Source organism: Streptococcus oralis (genome assembly GCF_023110055.1).
Lineage (GTDB): Bacteria > Bacillota > Bacilli > Lactobacillales > Streptococcaceae > Streptococcus > Streptococcus oralis_BY.
Genome location: NZ_JALDVG010000003.1, coordinates 24,671 through 44,235, shown reverse-complemented (window position 1 = coordinate 44,235; position 19,565 = coordinate 24,671). Strand labels below are relative to the sequence as shown.

General features: G+C 40.6%; 22 protein-coding genes. All 22 read right to left on the bottom strand.

The features are described 5' to 3' along the window. Positions 1–2 precede the first annotated feature (2 nt). Positions 3–440 (bottom strand): CoA-binding protein, encoded by a 438-nt coding sequence (locus M1G01_RS08700; RefSeq protein ID WP_000076495.1) that lies wholly within the window; start codon positions 438–440, stop codon positions 3–5. 119 nt (positions 441–559) lie between these two features. Further along, positions 560–1,528, bottom strand: coding sequence for a ribose-phosphate diphosphokinase (locus M1G01_RS08695; RefSeq protein WP_000010174.1), 969 nt, complete (start codon positions 1,526–1,528; stop codon positions 560–562). Between the two features lie 213 nt (positions 1,529–1,741). Continuing rightward, entirely contained in the window at positions 1,742–2,236 is a 495-nt protein-coding gene (locus M1G01_RS08690) for a beta-class carbonic anhydrase (RefSeq protein ID WP_002876632.1), read from the bottom strand. A gap of 72 nt (positions 2,237–2,308) precedes the next feature. After that, positions 2,309–3,670: a DNA repair protein RadA gene (gene radA / locus M1G01_RS08685; RefSeq protein ID WP_223332321.1), complete on the bottom strand. Its 1,362-nt coding sequence runs from the start codon at positions 3,668–3,670 to the stop codon at positions 2,309–2,311. Positions 3,671–3,683: 13 nt separating this feature from the next. Further along, positions 3,684–4,199 carry a histidine phosphatase family protein gene (locus M1G01_RS08680; protein ID WP_227945945.1) on the bottom strand — a complete coding sequence of 172 codons (516 nt, stop codon included), beginning with the start codon at positions 4,197–4,199 and terminating at the stop codon, positions 3,684–3,686. 1 nt (position 4,200) lies between these two features. Continuing rightward, complete coding sequence (locus tag M1G01_RS08675; protein WP_000701988.1) at positions 4,201–4,644, bottom strand: dUTP diphosphatase; 444 nt, start codon at positions 4,642–4,644, stop codon at positions 4,201–4,203. 390 nt (positions 4,645–5,034) lie between these two features. Continuing rightward, the gene (locus M1G01_RS08670) at positions 5,035–6,039 is read right to left on the bottom strand and encodes a GH25 family lysozyme (protein ID WP_247931635.1); all 1,005 of its coding nucleotides are present in this window, start codon (positions 6,037–6,039) and stop codon (positions 5,035–5,037) included. Positions 6,040–6,048: 9 nt separating this feature from the next. Continuing rightward, the gene (locus M1G01_RS08665) at positions 6,049–6,279 is read right to left on the bottom strand and encodes a phage holin (protein WP_247931634.1); all 231 of its coding nucleotides are present in this window, start codon (positions 6,277–6,279) and stop codon (positions 6,049–6,051) included. A gap of 15 nt (positions 6,280–6,294) precedes the next feature. After that, positions 6,295–6,576 carry a DUF7365 family protein gene (locus M1G01_RS08660; protein WP_036756718.1) on the bottom strand — a complete coding sequence of 94 codons (282 nt, stop codon included), beginning with the start codon at positions 6,574–6,576 and terminating at the stop codon, positions 6,295–6,297. 12 nt (positions 6,577–6,588) lie between these two features. Continuing rightward, positions 6,589–7,038: a hypothetical protein gene (locus M1G01_RS08655; RefSeq protein WP_247931633.1), complete on the bottom strand. Its 450-nt coding sequence runs from the start codon at positions 7,036–7,038 to the stop codon at positions 6,589–6,591. 110 nt (positions 7,039–7,148) lie between these two features. Next, the gene (locus M1G01_RS08650; protein ID WP_049506309.1) at positions 7,149–7,586 is read right to left on the bottom strand and encodes a DUF1617 family protein; all 438 of its coding nucleotides are present in this window, start codon (positions 7,584–7,586) and stop codon (positions 7,149–7,151) included. Positions 7,587–7,611: 25 nt separating this feature from the next. Further along, positions 7,612–10,587 carry a phage tail protein gene (locus tag M1G01_RS08645; protein WP_053091805.1) on the bottom strand — a complete coding sequence of 992 codons (2,976 nt, stop codon included), beginning with the start codon at positions 10,585–10,587 and terminating at the stop codon, positions 7,612–7,614. A 12-nt stretch (positions 10,588–10,599) separates the two neighbouring features. Beyond that, on the bottom strand, positions 10,600–11,463 hold the full coding sequence (locus tag M1G01_RS08640) for a phage tail family protein (RefSeq protein ID WP_049506311.1): 864 nt from the start codon (positions 11,461–11,463) through the stop codon (positions 10,600–10,602). A 12-nt stretch (positions 11,464–11,475) separates the two neighbouring features. Beyond that, entirely contained in the window at positions 11,476–15,837 is a 4,362-nt protein-coding gene (locus M1G01_RS08635; RefSeq protein WP_247931632.1) for a phage tail tape measure protein, read from the bottom strand. A gap of 20 nt (positions 15,838–15,857) precedes the next feature. Further along, positions 15,858–16,127: a hypothetical protein gene (locus tag M1G01_RS08630; RefSeq protein ID WP_065427679.1), complete on the bottom strand. Its 270-nt coding sequence runs from the start codon at positions 16,125–16,127 to the stop codon at positions 15,858–15,860. Positions 16,128–16,168: 41 nt separating this feature from the next. After that, positions 16,169–16,642: a tail assembly chaperone gene (locus M1G01_RS08625; RefSeq protein WP_049506314.1), complete on the bottom strand. Its 474-nt coding sequence runs from the start codon at positions 16,640–16,642 to the stop codon at positions 16,169–16,171. 66 nt (positions 16,643–16,708) lie between these two features. Further along, positions 16,709–17,293 (bottom strand): phage major tail protein, TP901-1 family, encoded by a 585-nt coding sequence (locus M1G01_RS08620; RefSeq protein WP_247931631.1) that lies wholly within the window; start codon positions 17,291–17,293, stop codon positions 16,709–16,711. Positions 17,294–17,312: 19 nt separating this feature from the next. Further along, positions 17,313–17,672, bottom strand: a complete 360-nt coding sequence (locus M1G01_RS08615; RefSeq protein WP_049506318.1) for a hypothetical protein — start codon at positions 17,670–17,672, stop codon at positions 17,313–17,315. A 6-nt stretch (positions 17,673–17,678) separates the two neighbouring features. Next, a complete protein-coding gene (locus tag M1G01_RS08610; RefSeq protein ID WP_049506320.1) occupies positions 17,679–18,023 on the bottom strand; it encodes an HK97-gp10 family putative phage morphogenesis protein in 345 nt (114 codons plus the stop codon). Further along, complete coding sequence (locus M1G01_RS08605) at positions 18,020–18,298, bottom strand: hypothetical protein (RefSeq protein ID WP_049506322.1); 279 nt, start codon at positions 18,296–18,298, stop codon at positions 18,020–18,022. Before M1G01_RS08605 ends, M1G01_RS08610 begins: the two co-directional genes overlap by 4 nt. 11 nt (positions 18,299–18,309) lie before the next feature. After that, positions 18,310–18,666 (bottom strand): phage head-tail connector protein, encoded by a 357-nt coding sequence (locus M1G01_RS08600; protein ID WP_049506323.1) that lies wholly within the window; start codon positions 18,664–18,666, stop codon positions 18,310–18,312. A 6-nt stretch (positions 18,667–18,672) separates the two neighbouring features. After that, positions 18,673–19,563 (bottom strand): phage major capsid protein, encoded by an 891-nt coding sequence (locus tag M1G01_RS08595; protein ID WP_049506326.1) that lies wholly within the window; start codon positions 19,561–19,563, stop codon positions 18,673–18,675. Between the last annotated feature and the right edge of the window lie 2 nt (positions 19,564–19,565).

The window sequence follows — 19,565 nt, the reverse complement described above, 5'->3', positions numbered from 1 at the left end:
TTTTATTGTTCAAGAATTAAGCGTGTGTGTTCTCTCTTGATACAGCGATTCATCACGATGTCGTCGCATCCTCCAGCACGCAAAATTTCTTCTGCTTCTAGACTTTCTAGACCTAGTTGCGCCCAAAAAATCTTGGCATCAGCCTTGAGAAAATCACGCGCCACATCTGGTAAAAACTCGCTACGTCGGTAAACATTGACAATATCGACAGGAAAAGGAATCTCAGCTAGACTCGCATAAGCCTTCTCTCCTAAGATTTCCCCACCTGCAGCCTTGGGATTAACTGGAATGATTTTATAACCCCGAGCCTGCATTTCCTTAGTTACTCGATTACTAGTTGTTTCCTCACGGTCAGACAAGCCCACTACCGCTAACGTTTTACTGGTCTCCAGATACTGACGGATCACACCATCACTTGGATTGATAAATTCTTGACTCATAGAAATCCTCCTTTTTTCTCAGTATAGCACATTTTGAAAAGGCTTGCAGATTTTGACTATAAAAATCTCCTAGCAAGAAAAGAAACCTGCTAGGAGTTCTGTCTACTTCAAGTGAAAGATTAAATCTTTTTCTCAATACAAAATAGGGGAGAAAGAGGACGTTTTTCGTGGATACGAATAATAGCATCGCCCAGAAGATGAGCAATCGAAATTTGTTCAATCTTATCAATCAAACGCTCTTCTGGTAGGTAGATAGTATCCAAAACAACCAATTTTTTAATAGCTGATTTTTGGATATTGTCCATAGCTGGTCCTGAAAGAACTGGGTGCGTACAGCTTGCGTAAACCTCAACAGCACCTGCTTCAGCAAGAGCATCCGCCGCATGACAAATAGTTCCAGCTGTATCGATCATATCGTCAATCAAAATACAAGTCTTACCTTCTACCTTACCAATGATGTTCATCACTTCACTGGTATTCATCTTGTCTACACTACGGCGCTTGTCAATAATCGCAATCGGAGTTTTCAAAAATTCTGCCAATTTACGAGCACGAGTCACCCCACCATGGTCTGGGCTGACAACCACGTAGTCAGAGCCAACCATGCCACGACGTTCAAAATAGTCCGCAATCAATGGAGCACCCATCAAGTGATCTACAGGAATATCAAAGAATCCCTGAATCTGTGCAGCGTGCAAATCAATCGTCAACAAACGATCTACCCCAGCAACTTCTAGCATGTTTGCAACGAGTTTTGCTGTGATTGGCTCACGCGCGCGCGCTTTTCTATCCTGACGTGCATAGCCATAGTAAGGCATAACAACATTGACAGATTCTGCACTAGCACGCTTCAATGCGTCCACCATAATCAAAATTTCAAGTAAATTATCATTTACAGGTGAACTAGTTGATTGTAGGATAAAGACGTGTTTTCCACGGATTGATTCTTCAATGTTGACCTGAATCTCCCCATCTGAAAATTGGCGAACAGTCGATTTCCCCAACTCTATCCCAATTTCTTGCGCCACACGCTCTGCCAATTCTCTATTAGAAGAAAGGGCAAACAGCTTTAAATCAGAAAAAGACATGATTTCCTCCGGTATTTATGTATCACTTGTTTTTACACAACATTTTCCATCTACCATTGTAGCGCTTTTTCCTTTATTTTTCAATCAAAAATAAAACAAGAGTAAACATTTATACCCTTGTTTTATACTATTTTATATTAGCTATATTAAACCTGAAAATCCTACATTTTAACAATCGATTTTATGCTAGGATGAAATTTTTTCGAGACAAAGTTAGTATACTTCTCTCATACTTCCTGTATCCACATCATAGACAGCACCTGAAATAACCACATCATCAGGAATCAGTGGAGATTCTCGAAGCAATTGCATATCCTCTCTCACACTCTCTTCCACATCCTGGAATGGTAAAAAATCTTGATCAGACACATCGACTCCGAGCTCGTGTTTCAAATGTTCATGAAAACTTTCATTTTGAAAGGTTTGAGCTCCACAATCTGTATGGTGAAGCACCACAATCTCTCTTGTCCCCATTTGTTGCTGGGAAATCACCAGTGAACGAATCATGTCCTCAGTTACTCGACCACCCGCATTCCGCAAGATATGAGCATCCCCAAGAGCCAAACCTAGAGCTTGCGCAACGTGTAGACGTGAGTCCATACAGGTCACGATCGCTACTCTGGTTTTGGGTTTAAGTGGCAGATTTAACTGCCCATGTAGAGCAACATAAGCCTGATTGGCTTGCATAAACTGTTCAAAATACGACACGATTCCCTCCTCAAAAATTTGATAGTCAAATATTTCTCCTATCTTATCATTTTTAAGAGGATTTGTCACGGATTATGCAAAGACCTTTTTCAAAACTTCTTGAATCGTTGTCACACCAATGACTTCAATTTCCTTGGGTGGAGTGATTCCTGTCAAGGAATTCTTGGGTACATAAATCTTGGTAAAGCCCAGTTTTGCCGCTTCATTAATACGTTGTTCGATGCGATTCACGCGCCGAATTTCTCCGGTCAAGCCCAGTTCACCCACAAAACATTCCTGAGGATTGGTAGGCTTGTCCTTGTAACTAGAGGCAATAGCCACTGCAACGGCTAAGTCAATAGCAGGCTCATCCAATTTCACGCCACCAGCAGATTTGAGATAGGCATCCTGATTTTGCAAGAGAAGCCCTGCTCGTTTTTCCAAAACAGCCATAATCAGACTTGCACGATTGAAATCAAGTCCAGTCGTCGTACGCTTAGCATTTCCAAACATGGTTGGTGTTACCAAAGCCTGAACCTCCGCCAAAATCGGACGAGTCCCTTCCATGGTCACAACGATTGACGAGCCAGTAGCCCCATCCAAACGCTCCTCTAGGAAAACTTGACTCGGATTGAGTACCTCAACCAATCCACCCGACTGCATCTCAAAAATCCCAATCTCATTAGTGGAACCAAAACGGTTTTTGACTGCCCTCAAAATACGGAAGGTATGGTGGCGCTCCCCTTCAAAGTAAAGCACCGTATCCACCATATGCTCCAACATACGCGGACCAGCCAAGGTCCCTTCCTTGGTCACATGCCCTACGATAAAGATGGCAATGTTATTGGTCTTAGCCAGCTGCATAAGCTCAGCGGTCACCTCACGCACCTGAGAAACAGACCCCTGCACCCCTGAAATCTCAGGAGACATAATAGTCTGGATGGAGTCAATAATGAGGAAGTCTGGCTGAATTTTTTCTACTTCTGCGCGAACACTCTGCATATTGGTCTCTGCATAGAGATAAAACTCGCTATCAATATCCCCCAAGCGCTCTGCACGGAGTTTAATCTGCTGGGCAGACTCCTCCCCACTGACATAGAGAACAGTCCCTACTTGGGACAGCTGAGTCGATACTTGTAAGAGAAGGGTTGATTTCCCAATCCCTGGATCCCCACCGATAAGGACGAGACTCCCTGGTACCACTCCGCCTCCAAGTACACGGTTGAATTCCTCCATCTCCGTCTTGGTTCGATTGACATTGATGGAAGTCACCTCAGCCAGTTTCATGGGCTTGGTTTTCTCACCTGTCAAGGACACACGCGCATTCTTGACCTCGGCAACCTCAACCTCTTCTACAAAAGAAGACCAAGACCCACAGTTAGGACAACGTCCCAGATATTTAGGGGAATTATACCCACAATTTTGACATACAAATGTCGCTTTTTTCTTTGCGATGATAAACCTCTTTCTAAATCTCTACCTCACACTCAATTACTTGGCAAAAATCAATCTTCTCGTCTGGTACAAATTGGCGCATGAGCATTCGATGAGCTACCACTAGCACTGTCTGGTAGTCTCGGTACTTTATCATAGTTTCCAAAAAACGCGCCTTCATCTCTTCAGCTGTCTCATACTGAATAGGACTATTAGGAAGCAACTCCCCCTTGTTTTCTAAAAACAGAGTACGTGCTTTTTCAAAGTTCTCTATACCTGTTTCATAGACCTGCCATTCATGCAATAAGGGTTCTACTCTCAAAGGAAGGCCAGTAGCACGAACCACATAAGATGCAGTTTCTAAAGCCCTAGTTACTGCAGAAGACACCAGTATATAAGCTGAGCCAAGCAAAGGATTTTGGCAAAGTTCCTGAGCTTGTCGCCTTCCTTTCTCAGACAAAGGAGCCAAATCTAATCCAAAGCCAGTGTAGGAACACTCCTCTAACTCACGGTAGTCTGGCTCTCCATGACGTACAAATATAATTTTCATCTTAGTGCCCAGTCGAACCAAATCCACCTGTCCGAACACCGTCTGCCTCGTCTCCATCCGCAATTAAGAAAGGCGCAAAGACAGCCTGAACCACACGTTCCCCAACTTCAAGAACTACTTCCTGGTCCGTAATATTTTTCATCTGAGCAAAGATATGTCCCTCATTCCCGGGATTGCCATAATAATCCCCATCAATAACCCCAACTGAGTTAATTAAAACCAAGCCCTTTTTACGAGGGTTTGAAGAGCGATCATAAAGGTAGAGGACCTCAGTTGGTTGCATATAAGCCTTAACCCCTGTCGGAACTAAGACAATCTCTCCTGGCGCGATCACCGTACGCACGGCAACCTTTAAGTCATAGCCAGCCGCATGAGCTGTCTCACGCTTGGGCAATAAATTTTCATCTGTAAAACTCGAAACCAATTCAAAACCACGAATTTTCATATTTTTCTCTTTTCTATTATCATTTATTCTAGGCTATTTTATCTTATTTATTCGAAAAAAGCACGAAAAAAGAGCACACAACAACTTATGAAGATACGCTATGATACAATCATTTACAATATGCACTAAAATCAAGTGAAAATAATAATCATATACAAGATTTTTACGTGGACTAACGACATTTTACGGCATTTTTGCCCCTTTTTTGCCCCTTGTAAAACAAAAAACACTAGTGGGGGCTAGTGTTTGAAAGTAGGTAGATAGATTTAAGAATATCTATCTATATTATACCACGTTTTGTTTTGGAGCAAACAAAAAACCGCAAGCATAAGCCTGCGGTTAAACAATTAGAACAATATTTTAGAAAATTTCCTTTCTATTTTAAAAAAATTATTTTGTAGTAACAATTAGTCCATCAGGTAATACATCAAGCGCTGGTTTGTCTGAGCGGCTTCCATCTTCGTTGACGTAGTACCAGCCACCTTCAACTTTAACAAGTTCTTCTGAAGACATTGCTCCATTCTCTTCTTTGAGATGATATAGTTTGTCCTTATATTGAACCCAGCCAGTGACCATTGCTCCTGAAGCATCAAGATAATACCATTTACCGTTCACAAGCACCCAACCAGTGGCCATGGCGCCATTTTCTTTGAGATAGTACCACTTTCCATCATCCTTCAACCAGCGAGAAGCTATTGAATACCCTCTCTCGTTGAAGTAGTACCAGGTACCATCGATCTTTTCCCATTCTTCTTTTGGGTAGGATCCGTCATGGTATTCATACCACCATCCGGTATCATTCTTTTTCCATTTGGGTTTAGCTTCTTCGTCATCTAGTAAAACAATGTTTTTGTCGTACGGATTTGAAGAGTATTGCCACCATCTAATCCCGTCCATGGATGGGAAATATTCAAAATCAGCTGTACCATCATTCAAACCATACCCAGCAATCCAAAGGCTGTTTGGGAATTTCGCAAGAATCTGCTCATAATAGATATTATTGAGCGTGAATGGCTTGTAGCTGTAATAGATTGGCTCATAGCCATTTTCTTTGAGGATTTCCATAAAGCGAATACAAGCATCTGTATTTGCCTGTTTATCTCCGCTAGCGTGATCTTCGTAGTCAAGACACAAGTATTTTACTTTTTGGGGGACATTATCAAGGAAGTAGCGTGCCTCTCGCTCAGCTTCTTCGATGTCACCACCAAACCAAGCAAAGTGATAAAATCCAACAGGATTGGATTGCTCCACTTGAGCAGACAAGCAAGGATTTAGATAATTTGTACTTTCAGAAACTTTGATAATAGTATTCTGTGTACCCATGTCAGCCAAGATACCTGTAATATCGTATCCATTGTGGCTAGATACATCGATGAATAAGTCGTTTTTCTTCATTATTCTCTCCTAATCTTCGCTTGGTTCGTAGTATTCAAGAGCACGTTTGCTATCAGAAATTCCTGCAGTTGTTGGGTCGTTGACAACACCAATCAAGACAAGGATATAAACGAATGTGTTCACACCCTCTTGAATATTTTTGGGGATTTCAAGCCCGAATTGTTGGGCCATAAGGAAGATTGCTCCAAGAAGAGCAATGAGTGTTGTTTTGTTTTGCAAGCGCAATTTCCAGTTAATCATTTTGAGTTTCTCCTTTTATTGTTGTTTGTTTTGAATTAAGCTTTTAAGCTCTCTCACATCCTCGCCAAGCGATTTTACTTGCTCAGCTAGGACTAAGATAGCCTTGTTCTGTTCATCGTGGTTATCGAGCCGTTTGTTGGCTGATGTCTTGAATTCGTTCAGATTTTCGATGTCTTTCTCCAAAATCGTAAGACGATTCTCTTGTTTGGTTGCTTTATCTTTCATCGAAAAATAAAGACCAATGACAGGGATAAGGGTGATGAAGATCTGTACAAGAAATCGTTCATATCCTGGCATACACTCTCCTTTCTAATCAATACGTGGCATGATCATCGTAAGAACGCCCTGTTGTAACATGTCGGAGACTGTCTGACCCTTATATGTATAACCTTCTGACTTCTGCATTTGTAATTTAAAGATTGTCATCTTGTTTTTCGGCCACTTAGCATTCGTGTCGAATGGATAACCCATTGAAACAATACTTCCGTCAGTATACCTTACTCCTGGCGATAAATGAGGGAGTAGATTTGCTATTTCGTCATACAAATCTTGTCTCATACCACCGTCTGTTGAAATGGCCATCAAAATCATTATATTTGTCAATTTTTCAATACGTTCAACAGCTTCTTTATTCTCTTCTGTTTTTTGGGACGCATTTGCAACTTTCTGCTGCATGCTCGCAATCGCTCCTGCTGGATCTAGCTCTGCGATGACAACTTTCTTTACCGCTTCAATCAAACTTTCATCACTTTCTGCCATCCGGTCTCCATCCAATACACGGTCGTACGCTGTGTAAGGGTTCTGACACCGAATAGCCACGAAAGTTTTGCCAGGTTCTCTTAAATACTTATTAACCAGCTGAAATTCCATTATTTTTCCTCCTCAGAAATTTGTTTTTCAAACTGTTCTAACAGTTCATCGATCAGGATAGATTCATCCATAGTTAAATCTTCTTCGCATTCGATTAACCAAGCAAAGAACTCCTTATATTGTTCCTCATATTCGCCTGCGTGAAGAACAACTTTTTCCTGTGCGAGTTCATTCAATTGCTGATTTACATTTTCATAAGACTCGCCATCCCGCAATTGAATATTGCCATTTTCGTCTGTCGCAAAAGAGCCTCCATCGTTGATAATGGCAACTTTTTTCAAAATCTCTTGCTCGTCTTGGTAGTATTCTTCAATTTTTGTAAGGATGTGTTTGTAAAACTTGACTTTCCCTCGATTAATCTTCATGTTTTGGATATGCAGTTTTTCCAAAACACACTTAATCGTCAGCAAATCTTTATTTTGTAATTTTAATTGCATTTATTTTATCCTCTTGTTGTAATTTCTATACGCTTGTAATTTCTATACGCCCGTCTGCGTAAAATCGTAATTCTTGACGACGTGTCCCTTTTGCTCTAAAACCAGAAAAATTTACATTGTTTGTAGTTCCAACGACATGTTCTAAAGAGACACTTTGCGAAGTCTTTATCCCAATCAGTAAAGAGAATCCAGATTGTATTGATAAGCTTTTTTCATACGGATTTATTTCAAAGAATGAACTGCTATTGTATCCAGAAAAACTTATACCTTGATCGTTAGGCAAGGTGATAGCGAAGCCAGATTTATGCTTATTGTCATGGATAGAAGAAAAAGCAGATTGTCCAATACTTGCTATAAATTTTCTATTTTTAAAAAAATGAATTCCATTCTTACTAAAACTAGTTGCAGTGTTGTCGGAGCTTCGACTAAACATAATCGAGGAATCTTCGTTGTTGAGTGTAAAAACTCCTGTTTGAAGATTGAGAGTTGTTGAGCCATTTTGACTGATTAGTGTCTTACCTACCAGCCAATCAATAATCGCATTCTCGATTTTCCCGCGCAAGAAGGTCGCATCCAATCCAACAATCTTATTCGCATTAAGATTGATGATGTTGACGTTGGCTGCATTTAGCGTTCCGGTTGTGATTTTATCAGCTAGGACACTCTCAATCATGGCGGATTTTATAACCGCGTTATCAATCAAAGTTTCTCCAGTTATATGAAACGATTTTCCTATTAATCGATTTCTACCATCAGCGCCCAGATTGATTCCAGAAATGATATCTCCAGCTGAGTTAATATTTTTAACTGCCCACGAGCCCGCGAGCTGAGTCATTTTAGTCTGCGTTGCTTCAAGAGTCTTGTCTGCCTCTAAGGTCGCGTCCTCGGGTGCTGGTTGCCATTTACGGTCAGTCGTTCCTTCGTAGAAATCAAGCTCTGTCATGAAGAAGCCACCCCATTTGTTAGGATTGTTACGGTCGTATTCGAATTGCAGATAACATTCATCAAATTCACCGACATTAAATGTAATGGATTTCTTGACTGTTTTTGTGTTATCAAAAACGGGTCCGTCAACCCACCGAGACTGGCCGTTGAATATCAGTAACCTCTGTTGGTAATCTGCGACAGAACCTTTTACGCGTTCACCAATATAAATCCTAAAATATTTCGAGTTATTATCGAATCCTAAAACATTCAATGTATAATCAGTATTTCGCTTAACAATAAACCGTGGGCTTTTCACAACGGCGCCTGGTCGCAATTCAAACATGCGCTTCTGTCCGTTAAAGTAGAAACTATGAGCCGTAAAACTCAAACGACCATTCGCTTCTGTCCAATATTTCAGACCGTCATCTGCTCTCGAATTTCGGATAACATTCGGACCGCCAACCGTCGAATACTTGGCCACCTCAACCTGAAATAGTTGATTGGTCAAAGCCATGCGAGCGACCTTATTCGAAATGTCATTCTCGTTGCTACCGATAATTCTCTCATAGAGTTTGCTTGTTTCTTGTACACGCTGAAAATCCACAAGATTAGCTTTGCCATCCACTCTAGTACTCAGGCTTGCGAATCTACCATCTACAGATTGTTTGTAGTCAGCAAATTGTAAATCCAATTGTTTTTTCGCTTGCTCGCTAATCTTCTGAGTTTCCTTTATAAGTAAAGCATTTGCTCCAGCTTTAGCTAAAGCAGTTGTGGCTTCACTCTCAACTTTCTGGATGCTTTTGTTTATAGCTTCAGCTTTTTTGTCAAATTCTGTATTGAATTTATCTTTATCGAATCTCGTAGGTTCAAGGACCCATTCTGACCCGCTCCAAAAATAAAGTTCTGTTTCGTCACCAGTAGTCAAGAAGAGTCGGTCGCCCTTCTTGATTGTCCCTGGAGGATTGTCTAAAGGTTTTTTATCACCGAAATAATTCGTGTTTTTACCTTCAGCTGATGCCAAGGCCCTGATTGCTGTTTCAATCGCTTTCGAACTTTCGTTTTTTGAATCCGACACGGAACGAGATAAAACACTCATCTCTGAAGAATATCTTTGAACGGAACCAATATCATTGCAAACAACTTTTCTTTTTATCAACTTACCAGATACATCATAATTGCTTTCTAACGAAACAATACGAACTCGCTTACGAATTCCCAACGTTTCATTAATCGCCATGATGTAATCTCCAACTTCGGGAGTCGAGGTTTTATAACCTGCAGCAGATAAATCTTCCATATCGATTGCGATTGAGATTTTATAAGAATTATCTACATTTTGTTTTAATCGTTCTAAAAGCTTGCCGGTTTCTTTATATCGCTCATCGACAACCGGCTCCGCTTCAATCCGTCCATATATTTTAGCTAATGGACTTTCGTATTCGGATTCATATCGACCTTTCGTCCGATCTGTTTCGCCTTTCCACGCACCGAACCCTTTTTGGTAAGTCACAAAGCTGTTGATGTCTTTTTCAATGGTAATTTCGTTCATATTGAAATTTTTACGAACGAGTGTAGATTGGTCCGATCCGATTGATTTCCTGATACGAACAAGATGGCCGCCTACTAAAAATTCAACGCCTGCAGTTTTAATAATGTCATTAAAAAGAGAAAGTCGTGACTTACAACCAAAATCGCTTTTACGAATTGACTTCACATCAACATCAAGATCGAATTTGTAACCGCTATTTTTGAAGATAGCTTCAAGATAATATCTAAGAGAATATGTTCCATCCAGCACTTCATACATCGATGACTTAGCCATATCGTAAAAGAATTGGTGGACTGCGTCAAATTCGACTTCGATTTGTTTCCCTGTATCAATGGGTTTAACGTAAACGATGCGGTAATATTCATCATTTAATCGAAAACGCCAACCTCTGTCAATGTTCTTTAAAACATCATCATTCGTGTAGATCGTTCCCTTTACAGATAATTCACCATTCACCGATTGAACCGTCGAAAAACCAACTTGAGCACTTCTTTCAATCTGCTGAGAGTCTAAAAATGTAATCAATCTATCACCTCCTTATTTGTACAATTCTTTGAAACCTAATATTTTGACCGTTCCACGAAAATCTGTTGAAAAACTGACTTGTTTCTGTGGATTCGGACGGATGATAAAATACTCATAATTAGTCCGATTGTTAATATTGAGGTTTTGAATGCCGCCCGGACGATAGATACTTGTCTCGACTCCTGATAAAAGGATTTTCTCCCTTGGTTGTATCGGCGTCGCAGTATGGGAATAATTCCAACGGCGTCCATCGATTTCTACAAAGAAATTGGTTTGCTGAGCATCAGAGGTTAGTTCAACAACAAACGGTACTTCGAATTGACTTAATGAAGCTGTGCCATGATAAGTAATATACGGACCCGACAAGGTGATTTCTCGAGGTACTGTCTCACCATACGGTATTTCAGCTGTTACAAATTCAAAAGAAACATCATACTTCAAGCCTGCTTCTGATTTACCAATGAAAGCAAACTCAATTTCACGGTTAAGATGTACCTTGTAACGGTATTTCCAAGGCGTGTGCGGAATATCCAAAAGGTTTAAATCTCCCGTTTTCGCTCCTGGTAACTCAAACTCATACAAATCATCTTGTACAGGATGCATTTTAGTGATGAAATAAGGCTCATCACCATACAACCAACCCGCAAGCTCATCTTGTTTTTCCATAAAAGCCAAAAGGCTAGCAACAGCCAGCCTTCCAGAAACTTTAATTGTTTTTTGGCGAAGCGTCAGACCATCGTGAATGTATCCGCCTCGACCTTTGACTGTTCGCCTGTCTACCTCAATAGAAGGCGTACTGTCTTCAATTTTAATATTATAGATGCCGATCTGAGATAATTTAGTCTCAGCGTTAGCATGTGTAATCAGTAAATCCATTTCATAGCCCTTCTATCCATAAACAAAGTAATCATCTTTGATACGATCACGCGCTTCTCGTTCTTTAACAGACGTGTAAATCTTGTCCCCCACAATTTCGTTATGGATTTCAAATTTAGCGTCTGATAATTGAGAATTTCGGACATCGTCACTAAGATTTTCAAGGGACGAGCGCAAGCCTGTATTATTTACGCTTGCCGATGTAGTAATCAAGCTGTCTACTCCGTATCTCTGATCAGTAATTGCAGTAGCGTATTGTTTTGCCACGCCGTTGATTTTGCGAACCCAATCAGACATACCATTATACATCCCCTCACCTGTGAATCCACCAATAGATTTCATCACACGGGAAGGCGAATGAATATCCAATGCTGAACGCATTGTCCGTGCGATGTTAGATGCGATTGAATATGCGAGTGAGTAAAGACTACCAGCCATACCTGAAAGCCCGTTATATAAGCCCATTCCAGCATTATGTCCAACCAGGTTTAAAGTTGAGGATAGCATGCTAAAAGTTGAACTAATAGAACTAGCAGCACTATAAGAAATTCCTATTGCTCTACTCATTCCCGTTTCCATGGAATGAACAAGGGAGGTCATCCCTTCTTGTGTAACGTCTTTGGCTTTGTCAAATGTTTCAATGAATGATTGTGCAATCTTGCTACCTGAATTTGAAGCAGATGAATCAATCCGATTTAATCCATCTGTGATTGATTTTGAAATAGAATCCATAGAACTAATAGTTGCTGATTCTGCATTCTTCAAATTCTTAGTAATATTTTCTGCGATATTTGCAGTTTTTTCTTGAGCTGCTCGTTCCGCTGCTGCAAGGTTTTTTTCCGTCGCAGATTGGACCGCAGCGGTATTTGTTTCCGCGGCAGACTGCATTGCGTTGTAGTTTGCTCGAACATTCGAAGATGCTTGAGAGGTAGAATTTGTAGCGTTTGTATTTACACCCTGAAAAGCTGTATTTGATACGCTTTGGAGGGAAGTCATGGTCGCTCCTGCTGTTGCACTCAAAGTATCGAGGCTAGAACCTACATTCGTCTGCATAGTTTGTGCCTGTGTCGTCGCATTTGTTTGTGCTTGAGTCATTCCTGTCTGTACATTTGTTGCCAGAGTTTGGGTGTTTGTCCCAGCGGTAACAGCCATACTCTGCATTGTTGTATCAACATTCGTCTGCATGGTTGCCATCGTACCTGCTGTACTAGTTCCCATCAAATCAAATGACGTCCCTAAATTCGTTTGCATTGTCTGTGCTTGTAATGTCGCGTTAGTTGACATCTCTGTCGTTTTAGCAGACACATGATCTGACATTTCCGTCGTTTTAGTCTTAACTGTTTCGCTACCTTCGTTTGTTTTCCCAGTAACGAAATCCCACATACCACCAAAGAAGTCTCCTACCGCAGATACAACCCCGCCAATAGCTTCAGGTATTGCAGTTAGCATAGATTTTCCAAGTTCAAAAATGATATTCGCTCCAGCTTCAAGGATTTTTGGCAAACCTGCTACTAAACCAACAACTAATTTCGCAACCAATTCAATACCGCCACTAATTAATTGAGGTATTGAACTTGCTAATCCTGTGATTAATACCCCAATGATTTGCACAGCAGACTGAGCAATTTGAGGAAGGTTGTTTATAATTCCTTGAACCAATGATACAATCAGCTGGATACCACCACTAATAATTGCAGGCAAGTTAGATACCAATCCTTGAATAAAGGATGTGATAACTTGAACCGCAATATTTAGAATTGTTGGTAATGATTGAATAATACCGTTAATAAGATTCTGTAAAATTTGGATACCATTCTGAATAATGTTTGGCATTTGTTGGCCAAGGCCACTCAGGAATGTAGTGACTGCTTGTTGGGCTGATTGCAAAATTTGAGGAAGGTTATTAAGCACCCCTTGAACAAGGTTGGCTAGTAACTCCACACCCATACCAAGCAACTGCGGAAGCGCACTGGCGATAGACTGCACAAATGTTCCAATCACAGTCACTGCCGAACTGATTAGAGATGTAGCATTTTGTCCTACTCCTTGAATCAAACTACCAATCAAATCAACACCAGCCTGTACCAAGACAGGGAACATAGTTGCGAAAGCGCTGGCGAATTTCGCTATCAAATCTGCTCCTGATGCTATCAAAGCAGGAATTTGACTTGTTATGCCTGACACAAGATTTTGAATGATTTGAGGTCCTTTAGTCGTTACTGTATTTAGTAACTGATCTATTTGAGTGCCAAACTGATTGTTGATGATGCCCAAACCAGCTACTACAAGACCAAGGATTGCAGCAGGACCAATAGCAGCCAAAGCCACACTCATGACAGATCCAATTCCTTGCGACATCATGCCAAGAATACTAATACCTCTGGATGCGGCACTTCCTAAAACCCCAGGTAAACCTTCGATTTTAGAAGAAAATGCTCCGATATATCCTGCAGCATTATTGAACATACCACCCATAGCACCGCCGAAGCTACTAATTTTGCCACCAAGACCACCTAAGAGACCTGTCAATTTTGTCAAGCCCTTAGTAGCAGGACCAAAAGCTAGCAATCCACCGACCAGGCTTAAAATAGGCGCAGCTGATGCCATAGAGTTTGTAAATTTATCCATAACACCATCGGCTAATTTTGTACCATTCAAGAAATGGTCTAAAACAGGATTGATGTTTGCCATTGCATCCGTGAAATTTTGAAGCGCTTTGGATTGACCAAATTTGTCAACTAATTTGTCCACATATTTTACAATCGTAGTAAAGAGTGGCAGTACTGATTCACCAAGCTTTATCTGTAAAGTTTCAAACGATCCGCTTAGACCTTCAACGGCGCCTTTTAAGTTGTTGAGCTTTTCGGCGGCAACCTGCGCAGCAGTAACCTTACTGATTTCTGCTTGCATCTTGTTTGCGCCGCCCGCGCCTTCATTCATTGCGATAGTTGCAGCACGAACTGCATCGGTACCAAATAACGTTTTCAAAGCTTGTTGTTGTTGCTGTTGCGTCAACCCGCTCAAACTATCTTGTAAAACTTGTGAAATCTCTGCGAATGAGCGGATTTTACCCTCTGCAGTAAAGAATCTATTCGCACCATCTTCTGTGATGATCCCTAACCTTTTCATAGCAAGGTATTGCCCTTTAGTTTGAGGTTGTAAGTTCATCAACATCGTTTTTAGAGATGTACCTGCATCAGAACCTTTTAGACCATTTTGAGCAAATACTGCAAGGGCGTTCGTTGTATCTTTAAACGATAGACCAAGACCGCTTGCGACTGGTGCAACCATAGAAAGACCATATTTTAATTCATGGACATCTGTCGCTGAAGCGTTCGCTGCTCCTGCCAATTGATTTGCCGCATCTACTACGCTTAGATTGTCGCGTTTGAATGCATTCAAGGCAGTTGAAGCAATTTCTGCAGCTTCTTTTAGGTCAAGTTCCCCGGCAGTGGCTAAGTTCAATGCGCCAGTCAAACCACCATTTAAGATATCCTTTGTAGATACCCCAGCTTTTGCCAATTCTTCAATGGCATCCGCTGCTTCAGTTGCAGAAAATGCTGTATCAGCACCAGCTTTAATTGCTGCATCATGAAATTGTTTCATGACATCAGCACTAGAACCAGTAACAGCCTTAATGCTACTCATACGCGCTTCAAAGTCTGCCGATTTGGTAATGGCACCGCCAATTGCATTCTTGATGAAGTTGAATCCTGCGTATGCTGCCGAAATACCAAGAGCTGTCTTGATAAGGTTGCTTGTAGCAGATGCCGCTTGATTCGTGTGATTCACAATACCCATCAGGGCGTTAGTAGCTTTACTACCTGCTTGTTGAAAAGCGTTCCCGAGCCCACTTGAAATTTTGCTCGATAAGGCACTGATTTTACTAATCAATTTACCACCTAACGAATTTCCAACTTGGTTTGTAAAATTATTTACTTTTCCTAAAGCAGAACTAAAAGTATTTCCTATTGTGCTACCTAATTGTGAAAATTTGTTTGAAATTGGAGATAAAGCACTTGAAATTTTAGAATTTAAACTAGTAAATGCTTGTGTTATTTTTGCTAAACCTGTTTGTATGGGTTCGGGCAATCGTTGACCAATGTTGGATGCGATACGTTGGATTTCACCAAGAGCGATATTCAGACCGCCTTTGAATCCTTGGCCTATTTTTTGACCAATTGAAGCATTTGAAGTCGCGAGTTCATTCATCAATTGACCTATTTTTTGGATCATTTGATTCGAACTATTGACCGCAGCTTTTTGTGCATCATCGAACGCTTTTTTTGTATTTGATACAATTTCATTCATTGATTTTTCATAATCTTTAGTATCTGCCCCAATATAAGCGTATATAGAACCGTCAAAACTCATACATCCACCTCCTTCTGTTACTAATTTCTATTTGCAAACATCTGACTTGCTTTTTCAAGCAATGCCACAAAATCGTTTTTGTTTTTGATTTCTTTCTTTTTGTCTGGATGAAAAATCCTTCGAACTTTGTCCTTATCTCTCTTTTTACTGAGTTTCTTCGCATCGACTTTTTTGGCATTCAATGTATATCTCAATTCAAGAGCTAAACCTGAAAGAGCTTCACGCTCTTCAATTTGTTTGTAGTAAAGACCTTCCAAAATCGCATCAAGCTCCCACTTATTACAAGACAAAATAGTTTCTTGATCAGTAAGACCGAGCTTAGCGCACTCTGTTAAGATACCGCGTTTTCCATCTTGCCAATAATTTCTGAAATTGCTTTGACTTGAGCTTCTGCTGTTTGATCTCCAGCTTCCACTTGAGCTTGTGCCAATTCTTTTCCAAGTTTCATGTTTTCGATATATTTCAAAATCTTCTTCTTGAAAAAACCTGACTGCACCATTTCTTCTTCAATTTCCTGGAATAGTTCTTCCTGAGGATCATCGTTTTCCGATTTTTCAAATCGTGCTTCAATAGCTGCCAAAGCTTCATCTTCAGACACTGCTTTACCTTTTTTACTTGCACAATATTGAATCAAATCAACAATCCCTTGGTCGTCACGATTGACAATTTTGAAAAACAGCGCACCGACACCATTTCCAGCGGACTGGCCATTGGCATCTTTAGTCGCCATATCTTTGTCAATCTTGAACATTAAGCGATAATCAAATTTGATTTCAACGATTTTTTTTGCAACATTAAATTCCATGTGTATATACTCCTTTTTCAAACAAAATAAAAAGGTGACCTTTGACAGTCACCCTTCTTAGATAGATTAGTGCTGGATGTTATCGTAGTCGCCTGTAGTTTCGCCTGGGTTTTGGTAAGCGTAGATGTTGTTCAATACAGCCAATTCCTCAGCAGAAAGTGGGAATTTACCATCCTGAAGACGGCCAACGATACCAGCGGTGTATGAAAGTTCAACAAACTCTTCTACTCCATCGTTAAATTCGACATCATCAGTGATTTTAGCGTAACCAAATTTAGCTGGATAAGCATCTTTTTTGTCTGGATCTTCCCCGATTTTTTCCTTAACACTTTCATCCACGATTACGCGCCAAATCTTGATTGATTCGCCTTTAGCTTGAGCATTCAAGATTACATTTACTGATGGATCCATCGGCGCAAAGTATTGAGTCAATTCGATTGAGTGCTCGTCACTTGATTTTTCAAGCAAGCGACCTTGTTGTGTTTGCTCATCCTGGTATTCGCCCCCAAGAGTGGTTGTTCCGTCTGTACGGTAAGCAGGAAGTAATGCTCCTTCACCTTTTTCAGCATGGATTGATTGGATGAAGTAGAATACTTTCTTACCAACAATTGGTTTTGCGGTTGTAATTTTTACTTGTCCTTTTTCAGCCATTTAGCTAGGACCTCCTTATTTATAATATCGTTTCGGTCGTCTTGATAACGATATGATAGACCTCACGACCGATTGAGTTATCCATCAATATAGTTGAAGTAGTTCTTGTATTACGTCCCAGTAATCGAATGGCTTGCGATTTTACATCTTCAGCGTATGCCCGATTTTTATTACCAGGTAAGTAAATATCAATCTGAACCGTGCTGTCTTCGATTATCAGCCCCGTCTGCGCCGTTTTTGATGTGTCAGATGCAATTCCTCCAATCACCAAAAAAGGCTCGGATACGGACGTGTCAGGTAGCTTAAAATGGATTGGAACATTCAAGGGGTTCAATTTATTTCTTAAGCTGTTTAATAGTTCAGTTGTTGGAGAATTCATCGTCACCTACTTCCTAAACATTTTGTTAAGGTTATTCATCAAATTTGGATATTCCTCTCTCATCGCTGGTTCCATGAAAGGCTGTGCGGCCATTTTCCGTGTCCCCAACTCAACATATATCGAATAAAAAACAGGCGAAATGACTTTATAACCAAGCATTTTTTCTTGCATTGAGTATATGCTTTCACTCAGCCAACCAGTATCCCATGGAGCGTATAGCTTAGCTAAACGTTCCACTCGTAAACTTGAACGATTTAAAACTTTATCGACAGCATACTTTGCTTTTTTACCCTTATGATCAACAGTACGAATGTATCGGTCAAGCCCTTTTACTTTATAATTAAGACTCATAGATAAATCACCGTACTATTTTTGTGATATTTCTTCCCTTGGATACTACGACGTTTGCCTTTGTATACAACCTCAGAGAAATCATTATGAATTCCTTGAAGATGTAACTTGAAGCTATCCAGGTTGTACTTCCCAAAAATACCGATCTGTTCTGCATTTGTCAGAGAACTTTCTTGACATGGTAAAGGGCCAATTTCATTTTGGGTTGTATCTCCGAAAAGTTCGTCTTTCGGAACGGTTTCTTTGATTAAAATAACTCTTTGGTTATAACTCATAGAATCACCTCTTATACAAAGCGTGCTACCCCTCGAGTTCGCCTTTTGCTAGCAAGAGAAATAAGGACCTGCTTATCATCTTCAGATAGATAATTATCTTCCCAAGTGAAAGCGCGTCCTTCTTCACTGTCTGCTTTAGCTCCCTCGGAGTCTAGCTTATTAAATCGTTTCACAACTACATCACGAACTATGTAAGCTGCGCTGTTCGGAATTTCTGTAATTGATGATTCGGAATAGCGATTGACAAAGGCAAGAATGCGCTCAGTGCTTTCTTTGATTATCAAATTCAGCAAGTCATCCTGCGCAGTATCGCTTACCCCTTTTAACAATTTGATTTCTTTCAAAATCTCATTCGTATCAATCGCCATCGTTCATTAACCTCCTGGTACACCTGCTGCTGCGGGTTTCTCAATAGATGTTTCTACAACACCTTGAGGAATCTCAGCAAATAGCACGTTAGCTCCGAAGAATACTGATTCGTAAGTGAGGTTTTTCAAAGCACGGTCACGAGCAACTGCAATCAAACCAGTTTCGTCTGTAAAGTCAGCAAACAATCCACCGAGATCTCCGTTCGCTACATCCAAATATGCAAACACAAGGTTTTCCACCGCAGTAGTATACACTTTGCCTTCTGGCACACCGTTCATAACGATAACGTTTTGCATACCCAAGAAATTCTTAAGCAAAGTCATACCGAATACATTAGAAGCATCAGCGCCTACACCAGCGTTTCCAAGGTATTCAGCAGCATCAACCGGATTCACAAAAGTAACGATTGGAGATCCTTCGAATTCGTTGAAAGTTGCGATTTTTGCCCACGCTTGAGCAAGCGCACCTTGCAAACCTTTACCCTTGTTTTTTGTCGGGTTAGCTTTCAAGAATGTGAAGAACTGCTCCTTGATTCCGTTTTGGATTTCGCGCATCAAACGTGTATCAGCTTCTGTGATAGCAACAGACGCTCCATGGCGAGCAATTGCTTCAGCAGATACAGAACGACGTTTTTTGAACCACGCCACTTCGTGCGCTTGGTCTTTAGTGCGAACCATTTGAGAAAGCGGAATGTCTTCCCCCTCTCCCGGATTTGTTGCATCCACATCAGCAGTCCATTTGTAAGTCTGGATCTTGAGGTCATTTGTAAGTTCCTGACGACGTGTGACGCCCAAAAGTGTCAACAAGTCGTTGATATTTTTAGAAAACTTGTTAACAAAATCAATAGACTTGATTTCGCCCAAGTTAGCCATAGTAGTTAGTTTTTGTTCAGCCATAT